At 54.8% G+C, this 18225-nt stretch carries 16 protein-coding genes; 3 read left to right on the forward strand and 13 right to left on the reverse strand.

Going from position 1 to position 18225, the window contains the following annotated elements:
- Positions 1 to 32: 32 nt before the first annotated feature.
- From DFK18_RS12430 to DFK18_RS12465, 8 genes are all read right to left on the reverse strand, one after another.
- A complete protein-coding gene (locus tag DFK18_RS12430) occupies positions 33 to 1253 on the reverse strand; it encodes an ABC transporter substrate-binding protein (protein WP_114418594.1) in 1221 nt (406 codons plus the stop codon).
- A gap of 115 nt (positions 1254 to 1368) precedes the next feature.
- Positions 1369 to 2091: an ABC transporter ATP-binding protein gene (locus DFK18_RS12435; RefSeq protein WP_114418595.1), complete on the reverse strand. Its 723-nt coding sequence runs from the start codon at positions 2089 to 2091 to the stop codon at positions 1369 to 1371.
- The gene (locus tag DFK18_RS12440) at positions 2091 to 2864 is read right to left on the reverse strand and encodes an ABC transporter ATP-binding protein (RefSeq protein ID WP_114418596.1); all 774 of its coding nucleotides are present in this window, start codon (positions 2862 to 2864) and stop codon (positions 2091 to 2093) included. The genes DFK18_RS12435 and DFK18_RS12440 overlap by 1 nt, the downstream gene beginning before the upstream one ends.
- Positions 2865 to 3023: 159 nt before the next feature.
- Entirely contained in the window at positions 3024 to 4922 is a 1899-nt protein-coding gene (locus DFK18_RS12445) for a propionyl-CoA synthetase (RefSeq protein WP_114418597.1), read from the reverse strand.
- Positions 4923 to 5221: 299 nt separating this feature from the next.
- The gene (mmsB, locus tag DFK18_RS12450; protein WP_114418598.1) at positions 5222 to 6106 is read right to left on the reverse strand and encodes a 3-hydroxyisobutyrate dehydrogenase; all 885 of its coding nucleotides are present in this window, start codon (positions 6104 to 6106) and stop codon (positions 5222 to 5224) included.
- Positions 6107 to 6191: 85 nt separating this feature from the next.
- The gene (locus DFK18_RS12455) at positions 6192 to 7310 is read right to left on the reverse strand and encodes an enoyl-CoA hydratase/isomerase family protein (protein WP_114418599.1); all 1119 of its coding nucleotides are present in this window, start codon (positions 7308 to 7310) and stop codon (positions 6192 to 6194) included.
- Between the two features lie 112 nt (positions 7311 to 7422).
- Entirely contained in the window at positions 7423 to 8202 is a 780-nt protein-coding gene (locus DFK18_RS12460; protein WP_114418600.1) for an enoyl-CoA hydratase, read from the reverse strand.
- Positions 8202 to 9368, reverse strand: a complete 1167-nt coding sequence (locus DFK18_RS12465; RefSeq protein ID WP_114418601.1) for an acyl-CoA dehydrogenase family protein — start codon at positions 9366 to 9368, stop codon at positions 8202 to 8204. The genes DFK18_RS12460 and DFK18_RS12465 overlap by 1 nt, the downstream gene beginning before the upstream one ends.
- Positions 9369 to 9488: 120 nt before the next feature.
- On the opposite strand from DFK18_RS12465, the gene DFK18_RS12470 reads away from it, so the two are divergent.
- From DFK18_RS12470 to DFK18_RS12480, 3 genes are all read left to right on the forward strand, one after another.
- Positions 9489 to 10370, forward strand: coding sequence for an AraC family transcriptional regulator (locus DFK18_RS12470; RefSeq protein WP_114418602.1), 882 nt, complete (start codon positions 9489 to 9491; stop codon positions 10368 to 10370).
- 266 nt (positions 10371 to 10636) lie between these two features.
- Positions 10637 to 11062 (forward strand): MerR family transcriptional regulator, encoded by a 426-nt coding sequence (locus tag DFK18_RS12475; protein ID WP_114418603.1) that lies wholly within the window; start codon positions 10637 to 10639, stop codon positions 11060 to 11062.
- 132 nt (positions 11063 to 11194) lie between these two features.
- Complete coding sequence (locus tag DFK18_RS12480; RefSeq protein WP_114418604.1) at positions 11195 to 12874, forward strand: AMP-binding protein; 1680 nt, start codon at positions 11195 to 11197, stop codon at positions 12872 to 12874.
- A gap of 120 nt (positions 12875 to 12994) precedes the next feature.
- Here the strand turns inward: DFK18_RS12480 and DFK18_RS12485 are convergent, their stop codons facing one another.
- Genes DFK18_RS12485 through DFK18_RS12505 form a run of 5 tightly spaced genes read right to left on the reverse strand, consistent with a single transcriptional unit; the run spans position 12995 to position 18214 of the window.
- Complete coding sequence (locus DFK18_RS12485) at positions 12995 to 13651, reverse strand: response regulator (protein WP_114418605.1); 657 nt, start codon at positions 13649 to 13651, stop codon at positions 12995 to 12997.
- A 44-nt stretch (positions 13652 to 13695) separates the two neighbouring features.
- Positions 13696 to 14991 carry a diguanylate cyclase domain-containing protein gene (locus tag DFK18_RS12490; RefSeq protein ID WP_114418606.1) on the reverse strand — a complete coding sequence of 432 codons (1296 nt, stop codon included), beginning with the start codon at positions 14989 to 14991 and terminating at the stop codon, positions 13696 to 13698.
- Positions 14992 to 15017: 26 nt separating this feature from the next.
- Positions 15018 to 15446, reverse strand: a complete 429-nt coding sequence (locus DFK18_RS12495; protein ID WP_114418607.1) for a response regulator — start codon at positions 15444 to 15446, stop codon at positions 15018 to 15020.
- The gene (locus tag DFK18_RS12500; RefSeq protein ID WP_114418608.1) at positions 15447 to 17300 is read right to left on the reverse strand and encodes a sensor histidine kinase; all 1854 of its coding nucleotides are present in this window, start codon (positions 17298 to 17300) and stop codon (positions 15447 to 15449) included. It lies immediately after the preceding gene.
- Positions 17300 to 18214 (reverse strand): substrate-binding domain-containing protein, encoded by a 915-nt coding sequence (locus tag DFK18_RS12505; RefSeq protein WP_114418609.1) that lies wholly within the window; start codon positions 18212 to 18214, stop codon positions 17300 to 17302. Before DFK18_RS12505 ends, DFK18_RS12500 begins: the two co-directional genes overlap by 1 nt.
- Positions 18215 to 18225 lie beyond the last annotated feature (11 nt).

Here is an 18225-nt window from a genome sequence, read left to right on the forward strand (position 1 = left end):
ACGAAGGTGTTACACCAATAAATGGGTATTTATTAGCGCACCAGTGGACACTTACTTTCAGACAGAGGACGGAAGGCCTGGTCGCCTGGGATGGTGCGAACGATTTCGTACAGATCCCATTCGTTTTCAGACTCAGCCGGAGTTTTTACCTCGGCCAGGTACATGTCGTGGACCATACGGCCGTCTTCACGTACATAGCCACCCTGGGCAAACATGTCGTTGATTTCGTTGTCCGCCATCCAGGCGCGAACATCAGCAGCCTTGTCGCTACCTGTGGCTTCTACGCCTTTCAGGTAGTGCATGGTGCTGGAGTAGATACCCGCGTGAACCATGGAAGGACGAGCGCCGGTTTCTTCATAGAAGCGATCAGCCCAGGCGCGAGCTTCCTCGTCCTTGTCCCAGTACCAACCGGTGGTCAGCTGGATACCCTGAGCGGTTTCTACACCCAGTGCGTGAACGTCGGTCAGGAAGAGCAACAGAGCGGCAACGGTTTGACCGGACTGGGCCAGACCAAACTCACCGGCTGTAATGATGGAGTTAACGGTATCGCCGCCAGCGTTGGCCAGACCGACAACATCAGCACCGGAAGCCTGGGCTTGCAGCATGTAGGAAGAGAAGTCATCAGTGGACAGAGGATGGCGCACACCACCTACGATTTCACCACCGTTGGATTCCACAACCTTGGTGACGTCAGCTTCCAGAGCGTGGCCGAAAGCATAGTCGGCAGTGACCATGAACCAGCTATCACCACCTTCGGCAACAACAGCCTGGGCCGTACCGTTCGCCAGTGGGTAGGTGTCATAAGTCCAGTGGATGTGGTTGGGAGTACAGTGTTCGTTGGTGATACTGGAAGCAGCAGAACCATTGACCAGTGCCAGGGTATCGGTGCCATTGGTCACCTTGGTAGTGGCAATGGAAACCGAAGAGGCTACCAGACCCTGAACCATGTCGACCTTGTCGCTTTCGATCCATTCACGCACGGTGCTGGAAGCAACGTCAGGGCTGTTACGGTCATCGGCGCTCAGAACAGTAATCTCGCGGCCATTGACGCTGCCACCGAAATCTTCGATGGCCATGCGCATGGCGGTTTCACCATTGGGGCCAGCCAGGTCACGGTAGGTGCCGGACATGTCAGCCAGGTAACCGATACGCAGCTCGTTGTCGGACATGCCGTGGTCGTCGGCCTGCGCCGTGGCACCCATCACGAAACTGGACGCAATGGCGGTCGCTAGTACAGTTTTCATCATTTTCATTATTTTTACTCCGTTGCCTTGCCAGGCTTTACTCATTGTTTTTGTTTTCTTTTTCATCATCCATGAATAGCCGGTAGCTAAAATAAATCCTTGTTTCGTATACCTGCAGGCTGCATTAAACCCCCAGGTAGGTATTCAGTATCTCCTGCTTGCTTTCCAGCTCATCCTTGCGAATTTCTTCCACGATCTGGCCGTGTTCCATCAGGTAATGACGGTCAGCAATCGGGGCTGCAAAGCGGAAGTTCTGTTCCACCAGCAGAATGGTCAGGCCCTTGGATTTCAGCTTCTCCAGCACTTCGGCCAGCTTCTGAACAATAACCGGAGCCAGACCCTCGGTAATTTCATCCAGCAGCAGGATGCGAGCACCAGTGCGCAGGATCCGCGCCATGGCCAGCATCTGCTGCTCACCACCGGAAAGGCGGGTTCCCACACTCTTGCGACGCTCAAGCAGGTTGGGGAACATATCGTAGATCTCGTCCAGGCTCATGCCGTCACTGCGCACCGTGGGCGGCAGCAGCAGGTTTTCTTCAACGTTGAGACTGGCAAAGATCCCCCTTTCCTCGGGACAGAAACCCACGCCCAGGCGGGCGATATGGTGAGGCAGGGTATTAATGGTTTCCTCACCATTGATCATGATGGAGCCGGTGCGCTTACCCACCATGTTCATGATGGATTTCAGGGTGGTGCTGCGCCCGGAGCCATTACGGCCCAGCAGGGTTACCAGCTCGCCGCGCTTCACGTTCAGATCGATGCCGTGAAGAATATGGGATTCACCATAAAAGGAATGCAGATCGCTGATGCGCAGATCTTCAAAGGATTTATCAGTGGCACTGGTCATCAGTGGGCCCCCTCTACTTGAGTATCATCACTGCCCATATAGGCTTCACGCACTCGGGGGTCCTGGGAAACAGTCGCGTAATCGCCTTCGGCCAGAACAGCACCGCGTGCCAGAACGGTAATCTTGTCGCACAGTTTGCTCACCACGCTCAGGTTGTGCTCGACCATGAGAACGGTACGCCCCTTGGCCGCTTCACGAATCAGCTCGACCACGCGATCGACATCCTCGTGACCCATGCCCTGGGTGGGCTCATCCAGCAGCATCACTGTGGGTTCCAGCGCCAGGGTGGTTGCCAGCTCCAGGGCGCGCTTGCGCCCGTAGGGCAGCTCAACCGTGGTGATATCGGCATAGTCCGCCAGACCCACTGAATCCAGCAGCTCCAAAGCGCGGTCATTCAGTTTGTTGAGAACCCGCTCGTGCTTCCAGAAGTGAAAGGAATTGCCCAGAGGACGCTGCAGAGCTACCCGGACATTTTCCAGCACAGTCATGTGAGGAAAGACCGCAGAAATCTGGAAGGAGCGCACCATGCCCAGACGAGCAATCTCGTTGGAGCTCATGGCATTGATGGATTTGTCGCGATAACGGATATCGCCACGGGTGGGTGTCAGGTATTTGGTCAGGAGGTTGAAGACCGTGGTTTTGCCCGCACCATTAGGGCCAATCAGGGCGTGAATCGTCCCTTCCTTGACCTGCAGGTCGACAGAGTCAACTGCGGTGAAGCCGCGAAACTCTTTGGTCAGACCTCGCGCTTCTAACACGAACTCCTGGCTCATAGTGAATCCTCTTGCTGTGGGCAGGTGCCCTGTTGTTTTTATTGCAGCTATTGATTGAGCTTGTCGAACCAGTCTTTTTTAATGACCTTGACGTAAACGTAAACCATAACAACTGGCTCGACAAGGGTATTTTTGGACTTTTTTGCGATCTGGATCAATTTATCCCTTTTTTGTAATGCCAGCTTCAGTCAAGGCATCACTGATTTCGGGAAGAATCGAAACATCATCAATGGTGGAAGGCGTTGCATACTCCTCACCTTCGGCGATTTTGCGCAGGATAGCGCGCAAGATCTTGCCCGAACGCGTCTTGGGCAAGCGCTTGACCACCAGCGCCCGCTGGAAGCAGGCCAGGGCACCGATTTTTTCACGCACCAAAGCCACTAACTCCTTCTCCAGGGCTTCATGGCTGATATCCGCACCATCCTTAAGCAGGATCAGACCCACGGGCAACTGCCCTTTCAGCTCGTCAGAAACGCCGATCACGGCACATTCCGCCACAGCCGAGTGGGTAGCGACCACCTCTTCCATCTCGCCGGTAGAAAGGCGATGACCGGAGACGTTGATCACATCATCGGTGCGCCCCATGATGTAGACAAAGCCTTCTGCATCGATATACCCCCCATCACCGGTGTGATAGTAGCCAGGGAAGGTGCTCAGATAGGATTTGAGATAACGCTCGTGATCACCCCAGAGCGTCTGGGCCACACCCGGCGGCAAAGGCAGCTTGATAGCAATGGAGCCCATCTCATCGGCTTCGGCCTGGGAGCCATCGGGGCGCAGCACCTGAACATCATAGCCAGGCACTGATTTATTGGTGGAGCCCACCTGGATGGCAGTCTCACCCAGCCCCGTCAGAGGTGCAGTGACCGGCCAGCCGGTTTCTGTTTGCCACCAGTGATCAAAGACCGGCTTGTTGGATAGCTCGTGCAGCCAGTGGTAGGTCGGTGAGTCCAGCTTTTCACCGGCCACAAAAATGTGCTTGAGCGAGGAAACATCATACTGGCGGAAGAGCTCGCCTTCGGGGTCTTCCTTGCGAATGGCCCGAAAGGCGGTCGGCGCACAGAAAATACCATTAACCTGGTATTCCTGAATCACCCGCCAGAAGGCACCGGCATCAGGGGTGCGGACCGGCTTGCCTTCGTAGAAAACCGTGGTGCAGCCACCCATCAGTGGGCCGTAAATAATAAAGGAATGCCCCACGACCCAGCCGATGTCGGAAATCCCCCACCAGACGTCGCCATCCTGCATATTGTAGACGTTTCTAAGGGCATAATTCAGGGCCACGGCATGACCGCCATTTTCCCGCAAGACCCCCTTGGGTTTGCCGGTGGTGCCGGAGGTATACATGATATAAAGCGGATCGGTCGCTGCCAGGGGCACGCAAGCTGCTGGCTCCACGCCCTGCTGAACTTCGTGCCAATCCAGATCGCGACCTTCCTGCATGCTTGCCTGCGCCTGGGGACGCTGCAGCAAAATGACTTTTTCCGGCTTGTGAGTGGCTTCTTCAATGGCGGCATCCACCAACGGCTTGTATTCGATCACCTTGGTGAATTCAATGCCGCAGGAAGCAGTCAGTACCACCTTGGAGCGCGAGTCATCGATACGAACCGCCAGTTCATGGGGCGCAAAGCCACCAAAAACCACTGAATGCACGGCACCCAGGCGGGCGCAGGCGAGCATGGCAATACCCGCTTCGGGCACCATGGGCATGTAGATGATCACCCCATCGCCCTTGCCTACGCCCTGCGCCTTGAGAGCACCGGCAAACAGGGCCACGGCATCCCGCAATTCAGTGTAGGTGTAGGTTTTCTTGGTATCGGTGACCGGCGAATCATAAATTAGGGCCAGACGGTCGCCCTTGCCTTCCTCGATGTGCCGATCCAGGGACAGATAGCAGGAATTCAACTCACCATCGGCATACCACTGGTGAGTGCCATCGCTGTTTTCCTTGAGTATTTCAGTGGGCTTTTTATGCCAGACAATTTGATCCGCCTGCTCGGCCCAGAAGCTTTCAGGATTGGTTAAGGCACGCTCGCGTGCATCTTGCGCTAGTTGCATGGGGAACCTCGTCTCTGTCTTGTTTTTGTTTTTTGACGTTTTGATTGGCTGGGTGTCGGCTCGATTGCGTTAAAACCCAGCTCAATATCATTGGTGGCTACTTTTCAAGTTCACACAAACCTCAGCCGACACCCTGCCCCTTTCAACTTTCCAGTATCGACTCAGCTTTAGGGCTGCGGTCAGGTTGTCTGCGTCAAGCGTAGCAGGGACTGCGCAGCGCGGCGCTTGAGGCAAGGAAAGCCGAATGCGCCGAATAGCAGATTACCTGAAAAAGCAGCCCAGTACCGGACAGGTTAAGCCTACTCAGCAAACATCTTCTGGATGCTGGAGAAGTCCAGACCACCATTGCCCTTTTGAGCATGCAGGGCAAAGAGGTTACGAGCCAGACTGCCCATGGGCACGGAGGATTTGCTGCCCACCGCTGTATCCATGGCCAGACCCAAATCCTTGGCCATCAGATCCACCTGGAAACCGCCCTGGTAGTCGTTGGAAGAAGGCACACCCTCCATCACACCGGGCCAGGGGTTGTAGACGTTCAGAGTCCAGTTGCCGCCCGAGCTTTGTTTGATAATTTCCGAGAGTACGGCTGGGTCCAGACCATTCTTGACGCCCATAGCCAGAGATTCAGTGGTTCCCGCCATGAGTACGGCCAGCAGCATGTTGTTGCAGATTTTGGCAATCTGGCCGGCACCGGCTTCACCGGCATGGAAGATATTCTTGGCCATGGGCTCCAGCAAGGGCTTGGCCTGATCAAAAGCTTCCTTTTCGCCGCCGCAGATAAAGGTCAGCGTACCGGCTTTGGCACCGCCCACCCCACCGGATACCGGCGTATCCATAAAGCGGATTTTCTTCTCGGCTGCCACTTCGGCCACCTTGCGCGCGGTTTCCGCTGCAATGGTGGAAGAATCCAGCACCAGCGTACCGGCTGGCAGTTGATTAAAAAGGCCGTCATCGCCCAGATAGAGGCTTTCCACATGCTGACCGGCAGGCAACATGGAAACCACGGCTTCAGCACCTTCAACCGCAGCAGCAGCGGAAGAGGCCGTCTTGCCACCGGCTGCTTCCAGTTCCTTGAGAGCGGCGTCACTTAGGTCAAACCCGGTGACATCATGGCCTGCCTTGACCAGATTTTGCGCCATGGGACCACCCATGTTGCCAAGACCGATAAATGCGATTTTTGTCATTATTTTTCTCCGGTTGATGCGATTTTTTAAGTTGTAGGTGGCCTGCAGTGCAGGCCTGAAAGCCGATTAATTGGCCTGCGCCCGGCTAAAGATCATTCAGAGGATTGATCCCCCAGAGCGGCTTGAAGAAGCTGTCGATCCATTCCTGCTCGACGCTGCCCACGGTGGGATAGTGCCAACGTGGCTTTTTATCCTTGTCGATCAAAAGGGCCCGGATGCCTTCGGCAAATTCACCCTTGAGCGCACAGTTAACCGAAACCACCAGCTCCTGCTGGAACACCTCTTTCAGGGAGGCATGACGGGTACGCTCCAGCTCCTCCTGAATCAACAGCATGGAGGTGGGCGAACCGGCGGCCAGGGTAGAGACCGCTTTTTGCAGCCACTTGTCTTCGCCGTCATAACTAGTGATTTTCTTGACCCTTTCCACCGGGGAGTCGGCGTCGGTCAGGTACTGAATCTGCTGATAATGATCCTGTACCGGGGAATCGGGCACTTCAGCCAGACAGGGCGCTTCAAACTCGCGCAGGGTCTGATTGACTGTCTTCCAGGGATCTTCCCAACCGGCCTCTTCCAGTGCACCCAGCACCCGATTACGCTGCTCATGCTTGATAAAGCGATCAGCCAGACCCGTGAAGAGAGCATCACCGGCATTGAGATGAGCACCCGTCAGGCCCAGGAAAAGCCCCGTGCGCCCGGGCATGCGATTGAGGAACCAGCTACCGCCCACATCAGGGTAAAGACCGATGGTAATTTCCGGCATGGCCAGGCGTGAGCTTTCGGTCACGACACGATAGGCCGCCCCGGCCATCAGGCCCATGCCGCCGCCCATGACGATGCCATTGCCCCAGACGATCAGAGGCTTGGGGTAGGTATGAATCAGGTAGTCCAACCGATACTCGGTGGAAAAGAAGGTTTCGGCGTAGGCATTCACCTGGGAAGGATCGCCACCACCGGAATATTCGGTCATGGAACGATAAAGGGCGACGATATCGCCACCCGCACAAAAAGCCTTGTCACCACTACCTTCCAGCCAGACTGCAGCGATGCGCTTGTCATCCGCCCAGCTACGAAACTTGGGCAGCAGCTGCTCGATCATTTCCAGCGACAGGGCATTGAGGGCCTTGGGCGCATTCAGAGTCGCCACCCCCAGGAGTTGACCGTTATTAAGCGGCAGTTCGCTGAAAATTACCGGTAAATCACTCATGGCTTGCCCTCTTTATTGATTATTACTCTTACTACTTTCAAAAGCTGCTCGCTTCAGCAAGGAAGCCGGGTGTTCTGGTCAGGCCATCCAGGCTTCCCATGACTGCTTCAAGCTACCTGTTTTTCCATTCAGCCTGACGCTTCTCCAGGAAAGCCTGAACGCCTTCAGTCTGATCTTCGGTATCAAACAGATCCACAAACAGCTCTCGCTCCAGACGCCAGCCTTCCGTATGCGCCTTGCCTTCACGCGCATTCATGACCAGCGTTTTGCAGGAGGCAATCGAGGAAGGAGACTGCTGACAGGCCATTTCCGCCAGTTCCAGGGCTTTCTCCAGACTCTTGCCCTGAGGGACAACTTCTTCAACCAGACCGATTTCCAACGCCTTGTCAGCCTTGATGCGCTCGCCGCAAAGAATCATGCGCTTGGCCCAGCCTTCACCCACCAGCCAGGGCAGATTCTGGGTACCTCCGGCGCAGGGCAGCAGACCAACCTTGGCTTCGGGCAATGCCATCTGGGCCTGCTCTTCGGCAATACGGATATCACAGGAAAGCGCACACTCCAGGCCGCCACCCATGGCAAAACCGTTGATGGCTGCGATGGAAACACCGCGGAAGTTGGTCAGGGCCTCAAAAGCCAGACCGAAATGACGCGCCATATCTCTGGCAACGGCCTTGTCGCCATCAGCAAACTTGTTGAGGTCAGCGCCTGCAGAAAAGAATTTCTCGCCTTCACCGGTAATCACCAGAGCAAAAATATCCAGGTCGGCATTCAGCTCTTCGACCAGCTTTTTCAGGCCGGACAGGGATTCTTCATTCCAGGTGTTGGCCGGTGGGTTGTTGATGGTAACCAGCGCCACATGGCCCTTTTTTTCGTACTTGAGCAGATCGGTCATTATTGAATAGCCTCCAAAACGCCTGCTTCCAGAACCCGACGCGCCACGATCAGGCGCATGATCTCGTTGGTTCCTTCAAGAATTCGATGCACACGGGCATCCCTTAGATATCTTTCCAGCGGATACTCACGGATATAACCATAGCCGCCATGCAGCTGCAGGGCCTCATCAATCACATTGAAGCAGACATCCGTGGCAAAACGTTTTGCCATAGCGCAATAAAGGGTCGCTTCATGATCACCCTGATCCAGCTTAAAAGCAGCCAGGCGCACCATCTGCCGCGCTGCGGTGAGATCGGTGGCCATATCCGCCAGTTTGAACTGCAAAGCCTGAAAACCAGCCAGCTCGCGACCAAACTGCTTGCGCTCGTGCAGGTATTCACGGCTGCGGGTCAAGGCCGCCTGAGCCGCACCCACCGAGCAGGTGGCAATATTGATACGCCCGCCATCCAGACCTTTCATGGCAAATTTAAAGCCTTCGCCCTCACGACCCATCAGATATTTCGCGGGCACTCTCACCCGATCTAGGGTTACCAGGCGTGTCGGCTGGCTGTTCCAGCCCATTTTTTCTTCCGACTTGCCGTATTCAATCCCTTCGGCATCTCCGGGCACAATAAAGGCGGAAACCCCCTTGGCCCCTTCTTCTTGCGTACCGGTACGAGCCATGACCACCAGAATATCCGTGGAACCGGCACCGGAGATAAACATCTTCGAGCCTTCCAGGATATAGTCGTCACCTTCACGGGTCGCCTTGGTTCTCAGGCTGCCGGCATCGGAACCCGCACCCGGTTCGGTCAGGCAATAGGAACCCAGGTATTCGCCGCTGGCCAGCAGAGGGCCGAGTTCATCAGCCACTTCAGGCTGGGCGAAGCTGGAGACCATCCAGCTGACCATGTTATGGATGGTGATGTAAGCAGTGGTAGACGGACAGGCCGCAGCCAGTTCTTCCACGATTACGCTGGTATCCAGCCGCGAGAGCTGCATACCGCCCTGGGCTTCAGGGGTATAGAGACCACAGAAGCCCATTTCACCGGCTTCCCGGATTACATCAACGGGAAAAATATGTTCGGCATCCCACTGGGCGGCATGGGGAGCCATGGATTTTTCGGCAAAGGCTTTTGCCGCATCACGAAACGCCAGTTGATCTTCTGTCAGGTTAAAGTCCATGCTTTGTCCTCAGGATTATCGTCAGCAAAAACCGAGCACCTGCTAGGTTAGATTCAAAACTAGCAGCAGTTGACGCGCACGTAAATTGACTAAATTGTTCGCAAGATGGATTATATTGCGATGTCGACTACATCTGATTGGCCACTGCCCCCTGACAGCCTGCGCTATGTTTTGCCACAAAGGCTTGTTCAACTGCTGCAAAAGCATCCCCTCACCCGGGATATCTACCCACTATCCTTCGGCCACTATCGCCGGGCGCGTGGTCACCGCATGCATCGCGACCGCCATGATGATGAACTCCTCATCTATTGCACCGAAGGTGAGGCCGTGCTCACAACCGGCAACCAGAAGATCCAGGTGGAAGCAGGCGACCTGCTGCTTCTCCCCAGTGGCGAAGCCCATCGCTATGCCACGCCGGATGCCAACCCCTGGACCATCTACTGGATTCACTATTCCGGCCCCCTGGCTCCCTATTTCCGCCAGTACCTGGGCTTTAGCGGCCAGACCCGCCGCCTCCACCTGGGACGTCAGCCGCGCCTACTGGTCGACTTTAACGGCCTTCTCTCGGTACAGGACAGCGGTTTTCGTGAGCAGCCCCTTATTCATGCTGCCAACCGCCTGCGCCAACTACTGACCGCCCTGCCTCTGTCTCACTCGGGCATTCAACCCAAACAACAGACCGAGCTGGATCTGGATGAACTCCATCAACAGATGCGCCAAAACCTGGAAGGCCGCCTGGATCTGGACAGCCTGGCAGCAACGGCCGGTCTTTCCCGTTATCACTTTATCGCCCGCTACAAGCAAATGACCGGACAGACACCAATCCAGCACTACCTGCATATGAAAATAGAACGCGCCTGCTATCTACTGGATTCCGGCGAGTCTTCAATTCGCAGCATTGCCGAGCAACTGGGCTATGAAGACAGCTACTACTTTTCGCGTCTGTTCAAAAAGGTTATGGGGGTGAGTCCGGCCAATTACCGCCGCGTCAATCGTTACTGATTAACGCCCTTAGCTTGGTAATACTGCGTTAAAACCGATCTCAAAATGCTCATTTACTCGTTGTAAACTCCGCTTATTTCGATCAGTTTTGCTGGTGACCTACATGGATGTAGGAAATGCAGAAAAGCATCTGGAATAAATTCTGCTCTGACCTGCGCTTATGACGTTAATAGCATCTTAGTTTAAAAAAATCGCTCATTTTCCTTTACGTAAACGTCAACCTTGATTAGAGTTAGCGAAAAGCCCTTTTTCAATCTAAGAAAATCATGAACACAACCCCTAAACTTCGTACTTACAGTATCAGCGACCTGGCCAAGGAGTTCGATGTCACCACTCGAACCATCCGCTTTTATGAGCAGCAGGGACTCTTAAACCCTGCCCGCCAGGGACAGACCCGGATCTACAGCCCCAAGGACCGGGTGCGTCTGATGCTGACGTTGCGTGGCAAGCGTCTGGGATTCAGCCTGGCCGAGAGCAAAGAGCTCTTCGACATGTATGACTCCACGACCGAGGGCGATGAAAAACAACTGCTTTACATGCTCAATATTCTGGAAAAGAAGCAGGCCGACATGCGCCAGCAACTCAGGGATATCCAGCGTCTTCAGGAAGAACTCAATAACGCCGAAGAACGCTGCCGTGATGCCCTGAGCAAGGTGCGCGTGGGAAAACGACAAAAACAGAAAACCGGCTAGGCCGCTAAACTGAACCCGTCCAACCCTGCAACAACCAGAAATTGGAGAGAGAACCCTCTTAAACTTCTCAATAAAAATAACTGAAAAAAAGCTCTTCACAGCCAACACACAACAAACACAAAAGGTGGTTTTATGAGCAAACAACCTAGCTACGTCAGTGGCATTAGTGACAAGCCTCTTTTAGGCATGACCATCGGTGATCTTTTCGATCAGACCGTGGCCGAATTCCCCGACAATGACGCCTTGATTTCCCGTCACCAGAAGCTGCGTTACACCTACAAGGAACTGCAGCAGGAAGTCAATCGCTGCGCGCGTGGTCTGATGAAGCTGGGCGTACAAAAAGGCGACCGGGTCGGCATCTGGTCACCTAACAATGCCCAGTGGTGCATTACCCAGTTTGCCACCGCCAAGATCGGCGCCATCCTGGTAAACATCAATCCCAGCTACCGCACCCATGAGCTGGAATATGCCCTCAAGCATTCCGGTACCAGCACCCTGATCCTCGAAGGGGTCTTCAAGGTTTCCCAGTATGCTGAAATGCTTTGTGAACTGGCTCCTGAACTGAAAACCAGCACCCCACAGAACTTCAAATCAGCCAAATTGCCTGAGCTGAAGCGTGTTATCTGCCTGGATGATGAGTTGGCTACCGAGGGGATGCACACCTGGTCCGACCTGATGGCGCTTTATGACCAGGTAACTGAAGCCCAGCTGTACGAGATTCAGAAAACCCTGCAATTTGACGACCCTATCAACATCCAGTACACCTCCGGCACCACCGGTGCACCCAAGGGCGCAACCCTGTCTCACCACAATATCCTCAATAACGGCTATTTCGTGGGCGAAGGCATGAACCTGACGCACAAGGATCGCATGGTCATCCCTGTGCCTCTCTACCACTGCTTTGGCATGGTCATGGGTAATCTGGGCTGTATCACCCATGGTTCCACCATGATCTACCCTTCCGATGGCTTTGATCCCGAGCTGACCCTGAAAGCCGTGGAAGAAGAAAAGGCCACCACCCTCTATGGTGTGCCCACCATGTTCATCGCCGAGCTGGAGCATCCGGATTTTGATAAATTCGACCTGCGCCACCTGCGCACCGGCATCATGGCAGGTTCCAACTGCCCCATCGAGGTGATGAAAAAAGTCATCGACAAGATGAACATGAAGGATGTCACCATCTGCTACGGCATGACCGAAACCAGCCCGGTCAGCTTCCAGACACGTATGGATGCCCCCATCGAAAAACGGGTTTCCACCGTGGGCACCATCCACCCCCACCTTGAAGTCAAACTGGTCGATCCCGAATCCGGTCGCGTCGTGGAAAGAGGCGAAAAAGGCGAACTCTGCACCCGGGGTTACAGCGTCATGCTGGGCTACTGGAACAACGAGAAGGAAACCGAAAAATCCATCGTCAACCGCTGGATGCACACCGGTGACCTGGCGGAAATGGATGAAGAAGGTTATGTCGCCATTACCGGTCGCATCAAGGACATGATCATCCGTGGCGGTGAGAACATCTACCCCCGCGAGCTGGAAGAGTTCTTCTACACCCACCCGGATGTCTCCGATGTTCAGGTGATTGGTGTGCCCGACCAAAAATACGGCGAAGAAGTCATGGCCTGGATCAAGCTGCATGAAGGCAAAGAGATGGGCGAAGAAGAAATGCGTGAATTCTGCAAGGGCAAGATCGCCCACTTCAAAATTCCGCGTTACTTCAAGTTCACCCAGGACTTCCCCATGACTGTCACGGGTAAAATCCAGAAGTTCAAGATGCGTGATCAGAGTATCGAAGAACTGGGCCTGCGTTAAAACCGCTGGCTAAATGCAAAAAAGCCCGCCTGTGCAAGCAGAGCGGGCTTTTTTAGGACTGAATTTTATGACCGAGAAAAAACCTGCTGGGCAGGCATTCGGTCGACACTGCTCCCTGCCTTAAATATCCAACTCCATGGCTCGGGCCATGGCTCCGACTCTCATGCCGGTGGCGGGGTGGCGCAGGTCGGGGTTGGCCCCCTGGCGGATAAGATAGCGGGCGGCTTCTTCCTGGCGCATCATTACGGCGTACATCAGCGGGGTGTTGCCCTGGTCATCCAGTTGGTCGATATCACCAATCCGTTCAGCTTCTCGCTTTAAGCCATCCAGGTCGCCGTTCACTGCGGCCAGATAAATCAGGAGGTCGTCGCTCGCACGTCGGGCATGCAAGCCGGTCAGGGATTCATGCTTGCCCAGACGCAATTCAATGGCAGCCACCAACTGGTCACGACTGGCAGGTTTGGTCAGGTAATCATCGGCTCCCAACTCTCGGCCCAGTTGCTGGTCTTCACTTGAATCCAGGCCGGTCAGAAAAATAAAGGGGAGTTGTTGCCAGTCGGCACGGGTACGTACTGCCTTGAGAAATTCAAAACCATCCATCACCGGCATCTGAATATCACAAATTACCAGATCCGGTAGCCAGGATTCCAGCTTATCCAGAGCCCTGGCCCCGTTACTGGCGGTTTTCAGCTCATAGCCTTCCTGTTCCAGAATTGTGGCCAGTAGGCGACGAAGGGAGTCATCGTCCTCTACCAGCAGTAGCTTCTTGTCTGTCACTCAATGCCTCTTGTCATAATTCTATAGCCTTGCGAGTTGACCGCTTATTCAGCCGCAGAAGGATGGATGGAATAGCGATTCTTACCTTCCTGCTTAGCTGTATACATTGCCTCATCTGCCTGATGCATTAATTGCGACATATCAACTTCCTGTGCCTGAGGGTAAAAGGTCACCCCGATACTGGCTGTTACCCGCAGTTTCTCGCCTTCCCAGAGAACCGGTTCACTGATTACGGCTTCCAGGCGATCCAGCAGGCCGCCTAATTGGTCGGGCACAGCCACGGATTCCAGCACCAGAGAAAACTCATCACCACCCAGGCGGGCCAGGGTGTCTTCATCTCTCAGGCAGTCTTGCATGCGCCGTGCCACCTCTTGCAGGACAACGTCGCCAGCGGCGTGGCCATGGGTGTCATTAACCGGCTTGAAACCATCCAGATCCAGGTAGCCTACGGCAATGCGGGTGCCGTGGCGGTCAGCATAGGCCATGGATTGCTTTAGACGGTAATTATACAACACTCGGTTGGGTAATCCTGTCAGGGCATCAAAATGCGCCAGGTGTTCCAGCTGGGTCTGCTGTTCTTTTTGTTCGGTAATATCGGTGAAAAGGGCGACAAATTGAACGATTTCACCGGAAGGATCACGAACACCATTCACGGTCATGTTTTCTACAAAAATTTCGCCATTTTTGCGTCGATTCCAGATTTCGCCTTCCCAGTGACCGTCGCGGAAGAGATCCTCCCAGAATTGCCGATAAAATTCGCCTGTCTGGTGACCAGAGCTGAGAATGCTCGGGTTTTTACCCAGCACCTCTTCGCGGCTGTAGCCGGTAATGCGGGTAAAGGAAGCATTCACTTCCAGAATGATTCCGTCAGCCGAGGTAATCATGATGCCTTCTCGGGCATAGTTGAAGACCGTCAAGGCAAGGCGTTCACTGGCATCCCTTTCGTGCCTCAGCAGTGCGTAGCGGATGGCTTTGCGCAGGCTGGCACCCTCTTCACCCTTGGACAGGTAATCCTCGGCACCGGCTTCTATCGCCACTTCGGTTGCCTGGTGATCATCCAATCCAGTTAGAACGATCACGGGAACATCCGGTGCCAGCTGGCGACAGCGCTTGACGGTATCAGGGCCAGTTGAGTCAGGCAGATTCAGATCCAGCAGGATCACATCGGGATGAAAACTCTGATCCCGCAACAAGGATGCGGCCTCTTCGAGACTGGCCACCATTTCAACGGCAAAAGCCTCGCGGTCTTTTTCCTGCAGCTGCAGGCGAACCAACTGGGCATCACCCGGCTCATCCTCGATGACCAGTACCCGGGGCTGTTTAATCTTGTTATCCGGCACCTTCAGCTCCCCTTTTCAAATAGGTTTCAGACAGGTCGTCTGACCAGCTCAAACCAGTAGTCTTCAAGCTTTCTGATCTGGTGAATAAAATCATCAATACTCACTGGTTTGACGACAAAACCTGCTGCCCCCTGGTCATAGGAAGCATAGATATCACTTTCTGCATCCGAGGTGGTCAAGACCACGACGGGGATGGCGCGCAAATGATCCAGCTTTTTCACTTCACGCAGGAATTCACGGCCATCCATACGGGGCATATTCAGGTCAAGCAACACCAGATCGGGGGTGTCTTTGCCCGCATAGGGGCCTTCTCCCTGTAGGTAAGCCAAGGCTTCCTCACCGTTTTCAACGTGCTCCAGATTGACCCGGACATGCCCTTCTTCAAAGGCCATGCGGGTCAGATGGGCATCTGCCGGGTCATCTTCGACCAGCAAAATACAACAGGGCTTGCTCATTCAGGACTCCTGATCGGGAAAACGCAGGACAAAGGTGGTACCTCCATCCAGGCCATCTTCAATGAAAACATCGCCACCGGCCTGGCGCAGCAGGCGGCGTACCAGTGCCAGCCCCATGCCGGTTCCGGGATGGTCGGGCGTATTGGGCACCAGGCGGTTGAATAAATCAAAAACCTGCAGACGGTATTTAGGCGCTATACCGCTGCCGTTGTCCTTGACCAGCAGCAAGAGGTTATCTTTCTCTTTGCTGCTGTCAATCTCGATTCTCAGGGGTTTGTGCCGGTCCCGGTAGGCGACGGCATTGCCCAGCAGGGCATAAAAAATTTCCTGCAGGCGTTTTTCGGGAAAATACACTCGGGGTAGCTTCAGCAAGCGCACTTCGGCCTGGGCCTCTTGCAACTTGTCTTTGAGTTCAGGGGCTTCCAGCAGTTCTTCCAGGAGGTCTTGCAGATCCACCCACCGGGGTTTCAGCTGCACTCGATCCAGCTCCAGGTAACGCTGTACATCCTGCACCAGACGACTGAGGCGGCCTGCCTGTTCATGAATGAAGTTGACAGAGATACGGGCCTCACCCTCCAGGTCTGCATGCTGGTTAAGACGCTCGGCAAAGACCTGCAGACGCCGTGTTGGCTCCTGAAAATGGTGCGCCATGACTTCACTCAATCGCTGCAATTCCTGGTTACTGGCGGTCAGTTTTTCCTGGCGCTCATGCAGTTGCCCGGCCATGCGATTGATGGCACCGGCCAGCTGACCCAGCTCGTCTGCTGTGTCCAGCTCAACCGGCTCCAAGAGTTCACCCTGGCGAATACGCCCTATGCCTTCCAGCAGGCGTCCCAGGGGCAGGGTCATCTGCTGGCGTACCAACCAGATGCTCAAGGGAACAATCAACAGAGCAGTAATCAGCGAGGCAACCAGTATCCCGCTGCGGGTACTCTGGCTGGCTTTCTGATAGATCGCCATGGGGTAAAGCAGAGCCAGATAGACGGGCTCACCGGTATGCAAATCCAATTTCTGGAACCCCCAGAAACCGCCGGCTTTTTGCAGTATCTTCTGGTCATCCAGATTCAGGTTTTGCAGGTAGGGGTAAAGGGAGGCATCCAGCGTTTGCTTGGCCGTCAGGGAAGCCAGCAACTGGCCCTCGGCATCAAGCAGGACCGCCTGGATACCCGCAGGTGCCATAGCCGTAAAGAAATCCTCTTCCAGCTCGCGCACGACCAGCAGTGAGCCCAGCTCACCCAGGGGGTATTTGATTTCCAGAATCAACTGTTGTTGGTGGAAATCATAACTGGCTCCTGCAGGTAGCTGGCTATGCAGGCTGGCCAGGTCTTCTACCTCTTGCTTGATGGCATTCAGGCGTGAGTTCAGTTCGGTATCGCCACCGGTCACCAGGCGCATCAAGGGCTGGCCTTCACGGTAACTGAGATATCCCTGATAGAAGCGCTCATTATCTTCCAGAGCAAAACTAACCAGCTGCCCACGGGAACCAAACAGGTAGATGCCACTACTCTGGCCGGTCTGGATGGCGGTCAAAAGTCGCAGGGCCAGACTGCGTTTTTCTTCATCAAAGAGAATGGCCTGGTAATCTTCAGGATCTTCAAAATCGCGTATCAATTCCATGCTGGCCAACAGCCATTCATCCTGACGCAGCCAGAGGGCCTGTTCATCCAGACGCTGCTGCAGCGATTGGTGAAAACTGGCAAAGTCATCAAAGCCTTCGCCAATTAATTCCCGTGCCGTATTCTCGTGATAATTGAGCAGGCTGCGATCGATCAGGTAACCGGCCAGCAACAGCGACAGCAGAGTCACCAGCAGTGGAAAGAATAGCAGCTTGGCCTTGAGCGAATTCAGCTTCATCAGAAAATGGGTTCCAGCGTTTCAGCCAGCTCGGGGGTAACCGCCTGGGTCTCCAGTTCGACACGAGCGGGCACCTTGCCCCCTTCCAGTATTTCCAGAGCCAGCAGAGCGCCCTCATGACCGCCCGTCGGATAAGTAAAACTGAGATCCTGCTCACCGGCCAGCAAAGCCTCTCGGGCTTCAGCAATATAATCAATGCCCACGATCAGCAGATCAGCCGGATCCAATCCCGCCTGGGTCAGGGCCATGCGCGCACCCGTGGCCATGCTGTCACTGTGAGCATAGATGGCATCAAAGCTTTCTCCCTGGCTAAGCAGGTGGCGTAGCACCTGGATGGCATCGGCACGCAAATAATTGGCCGTTCTTGTCACCACCTGAATGCCGGGATACTCCGCCATCACCTGCAGGAACCCCTGACTTCTGGCCTGGGTTGTACTGGCACCGGCTACTCCTTCAAGCATCAGCACCCGCCCCTGCCCTGCCAGTTGTTCGGCCAGATATTCACCCGCCTGGCGGGCAATGGCTGTATTATTGGCAGTGACAAGACTGGTATAGCCTTCCCCCTCGATCGTGCGGCTGAGAAGAATCACAGGGATGCCCTGCTCATGGACCTGACGAATCACTTGGCCAAGGATCACCTGATCCCTGGGACTGGTAATCAAGAGGTCGATCCCCCTGTCCACCAGTTGACGGATCTGACGGGCCTGCAGGGAAACCTCGCCCCGGGCGTCAGTGACCACAAATTCCACATCCGGGTGCGACTCCAGGACAGCACGCACTTCTTCCACCTGCTTTAGACGCCAGTCATTGCCCAGCGTATCCTGGGCAAAACCCACCAGCCACTGGGCTGACAAGGCTGAAAAAGGCAGCCCCAGGAGACTAACCAGCAGAAAAGAGCGCAGTTTCATGACCATCAATTCTCCGT

This window comes from Marinospirillum perlucidum (genome assembly GCF_003336805.1).
GTDB classification, from domain to species: domain Bacteria; phylum Pseudomonadota; class Gammaproteobacteria; order Pseudomonadales; family Halomonadaceae; genus Marinospirillum; species Marinospirillum perlucidum.

Excerpts from the sequence above, each read along its gene's own strand:
- DFK18_RS12430 (WP_114418594.1), bottom strand. The coding sequence starts at position 1,253 with ATGAAAATGATGAAAACTGTACTAGCGACCGCCATTGCGTCCAGTTTC.
- DFK18_RS12435 (WP_114418595.1), bottom strand. The coding sequence starts at position 2,091 with ATGACCAGTGCCACTGATAAATCCTTTGAAGATCTGCGCATCAGCGAT.
- DFK18_RS12440 (WP_114418596.1), bottom strand. The coding sequence starts at position 2,864 with ATGAGCCAGGAGTTCGTGTTAGAAGCGCGAGGTCTGACCAAAGAGTTT.
- DFK18_RS12445 (WP_114418597.1), bottom strand. The coding sequence starts at position 4,922 with ATGCAACTAGCGCAAGATGCACGCGAGCGTGCCTTAACCAATCCTGAA.
- mmsB (WP_114418598.1), bottom strand. The coding sequence starts at position 6,106 with ATGACAAAAATCGCATTTATCGGTCTTGGCAACATGGGTGGTCCCATG.
- DFK18_RS12455 (WP_114418599.1), bottom strand. The coding sequence starts at position 7,310 with ATGAGTGATTTACCGGTAATTTTCAGCGAACTGCCGCTTAATAACGGT.
- DFK18_RS12460 (WP_114418600.1), bottom strand. The coding sequence starts at position 8,202 with ATGACCGATCTGCTCAAGTACGAAAAAAAGGGCCATGTGGCGCTGGTT.
- DFK18_RS12465 (WP_114418601.1), bottom strand. The coding sequence starts at position 9,368 with ATGGACTTTAACCTGACAGAAGATCAACTGGCGTTTCGTGATGCGGCA.
- DFK18_RS12470 (WP_114418602.1), top strand. The coding sequence starts at position 9,489 with ATGTCGACTACATCTGATTGGCCACTGCCCCCTGACAGCCTGCGCTAT.
- DFK18_RS12475 (WP_114418603.1), top strand. The coding sequence starts at position 10,637 with ATGAACACAACCCCTAAACTTCGTACTTACAGTATCAGCGACCTGGCC.
- DFK18_RS12480 (WP_114418604.1), top strand. The coding sequence starts at position 11,195 with ATGAGCAAACAACCTAGCTACGTCAGTGGCATTAGTGACAAGCCTCTT.
- DFK18_RS12495 (WP_114418607.1), bottom strand. The coding sequence starts at position 15,446 with ATGAGCAAGCCCTGTTGTATTTTGCTGGTCGAAGATGACCCGGCAGAT.
- DFK18_RS12500 (WP_114418608.1), bottom strand. The coding sequence starts at position 17,300 with ATGAAGCTGAATTCGCTCAAGGCCAAGCTGCTATTCTTTCCACTGCTG.
- DFK18_RS12505 (WP_114418609.1), bottom strand. The coding sequence starts at position 18,214 with ATGGTCATGAAACTGCGCTCTTTTCTGCTGGTTAGTCTCCTGGGGCTG.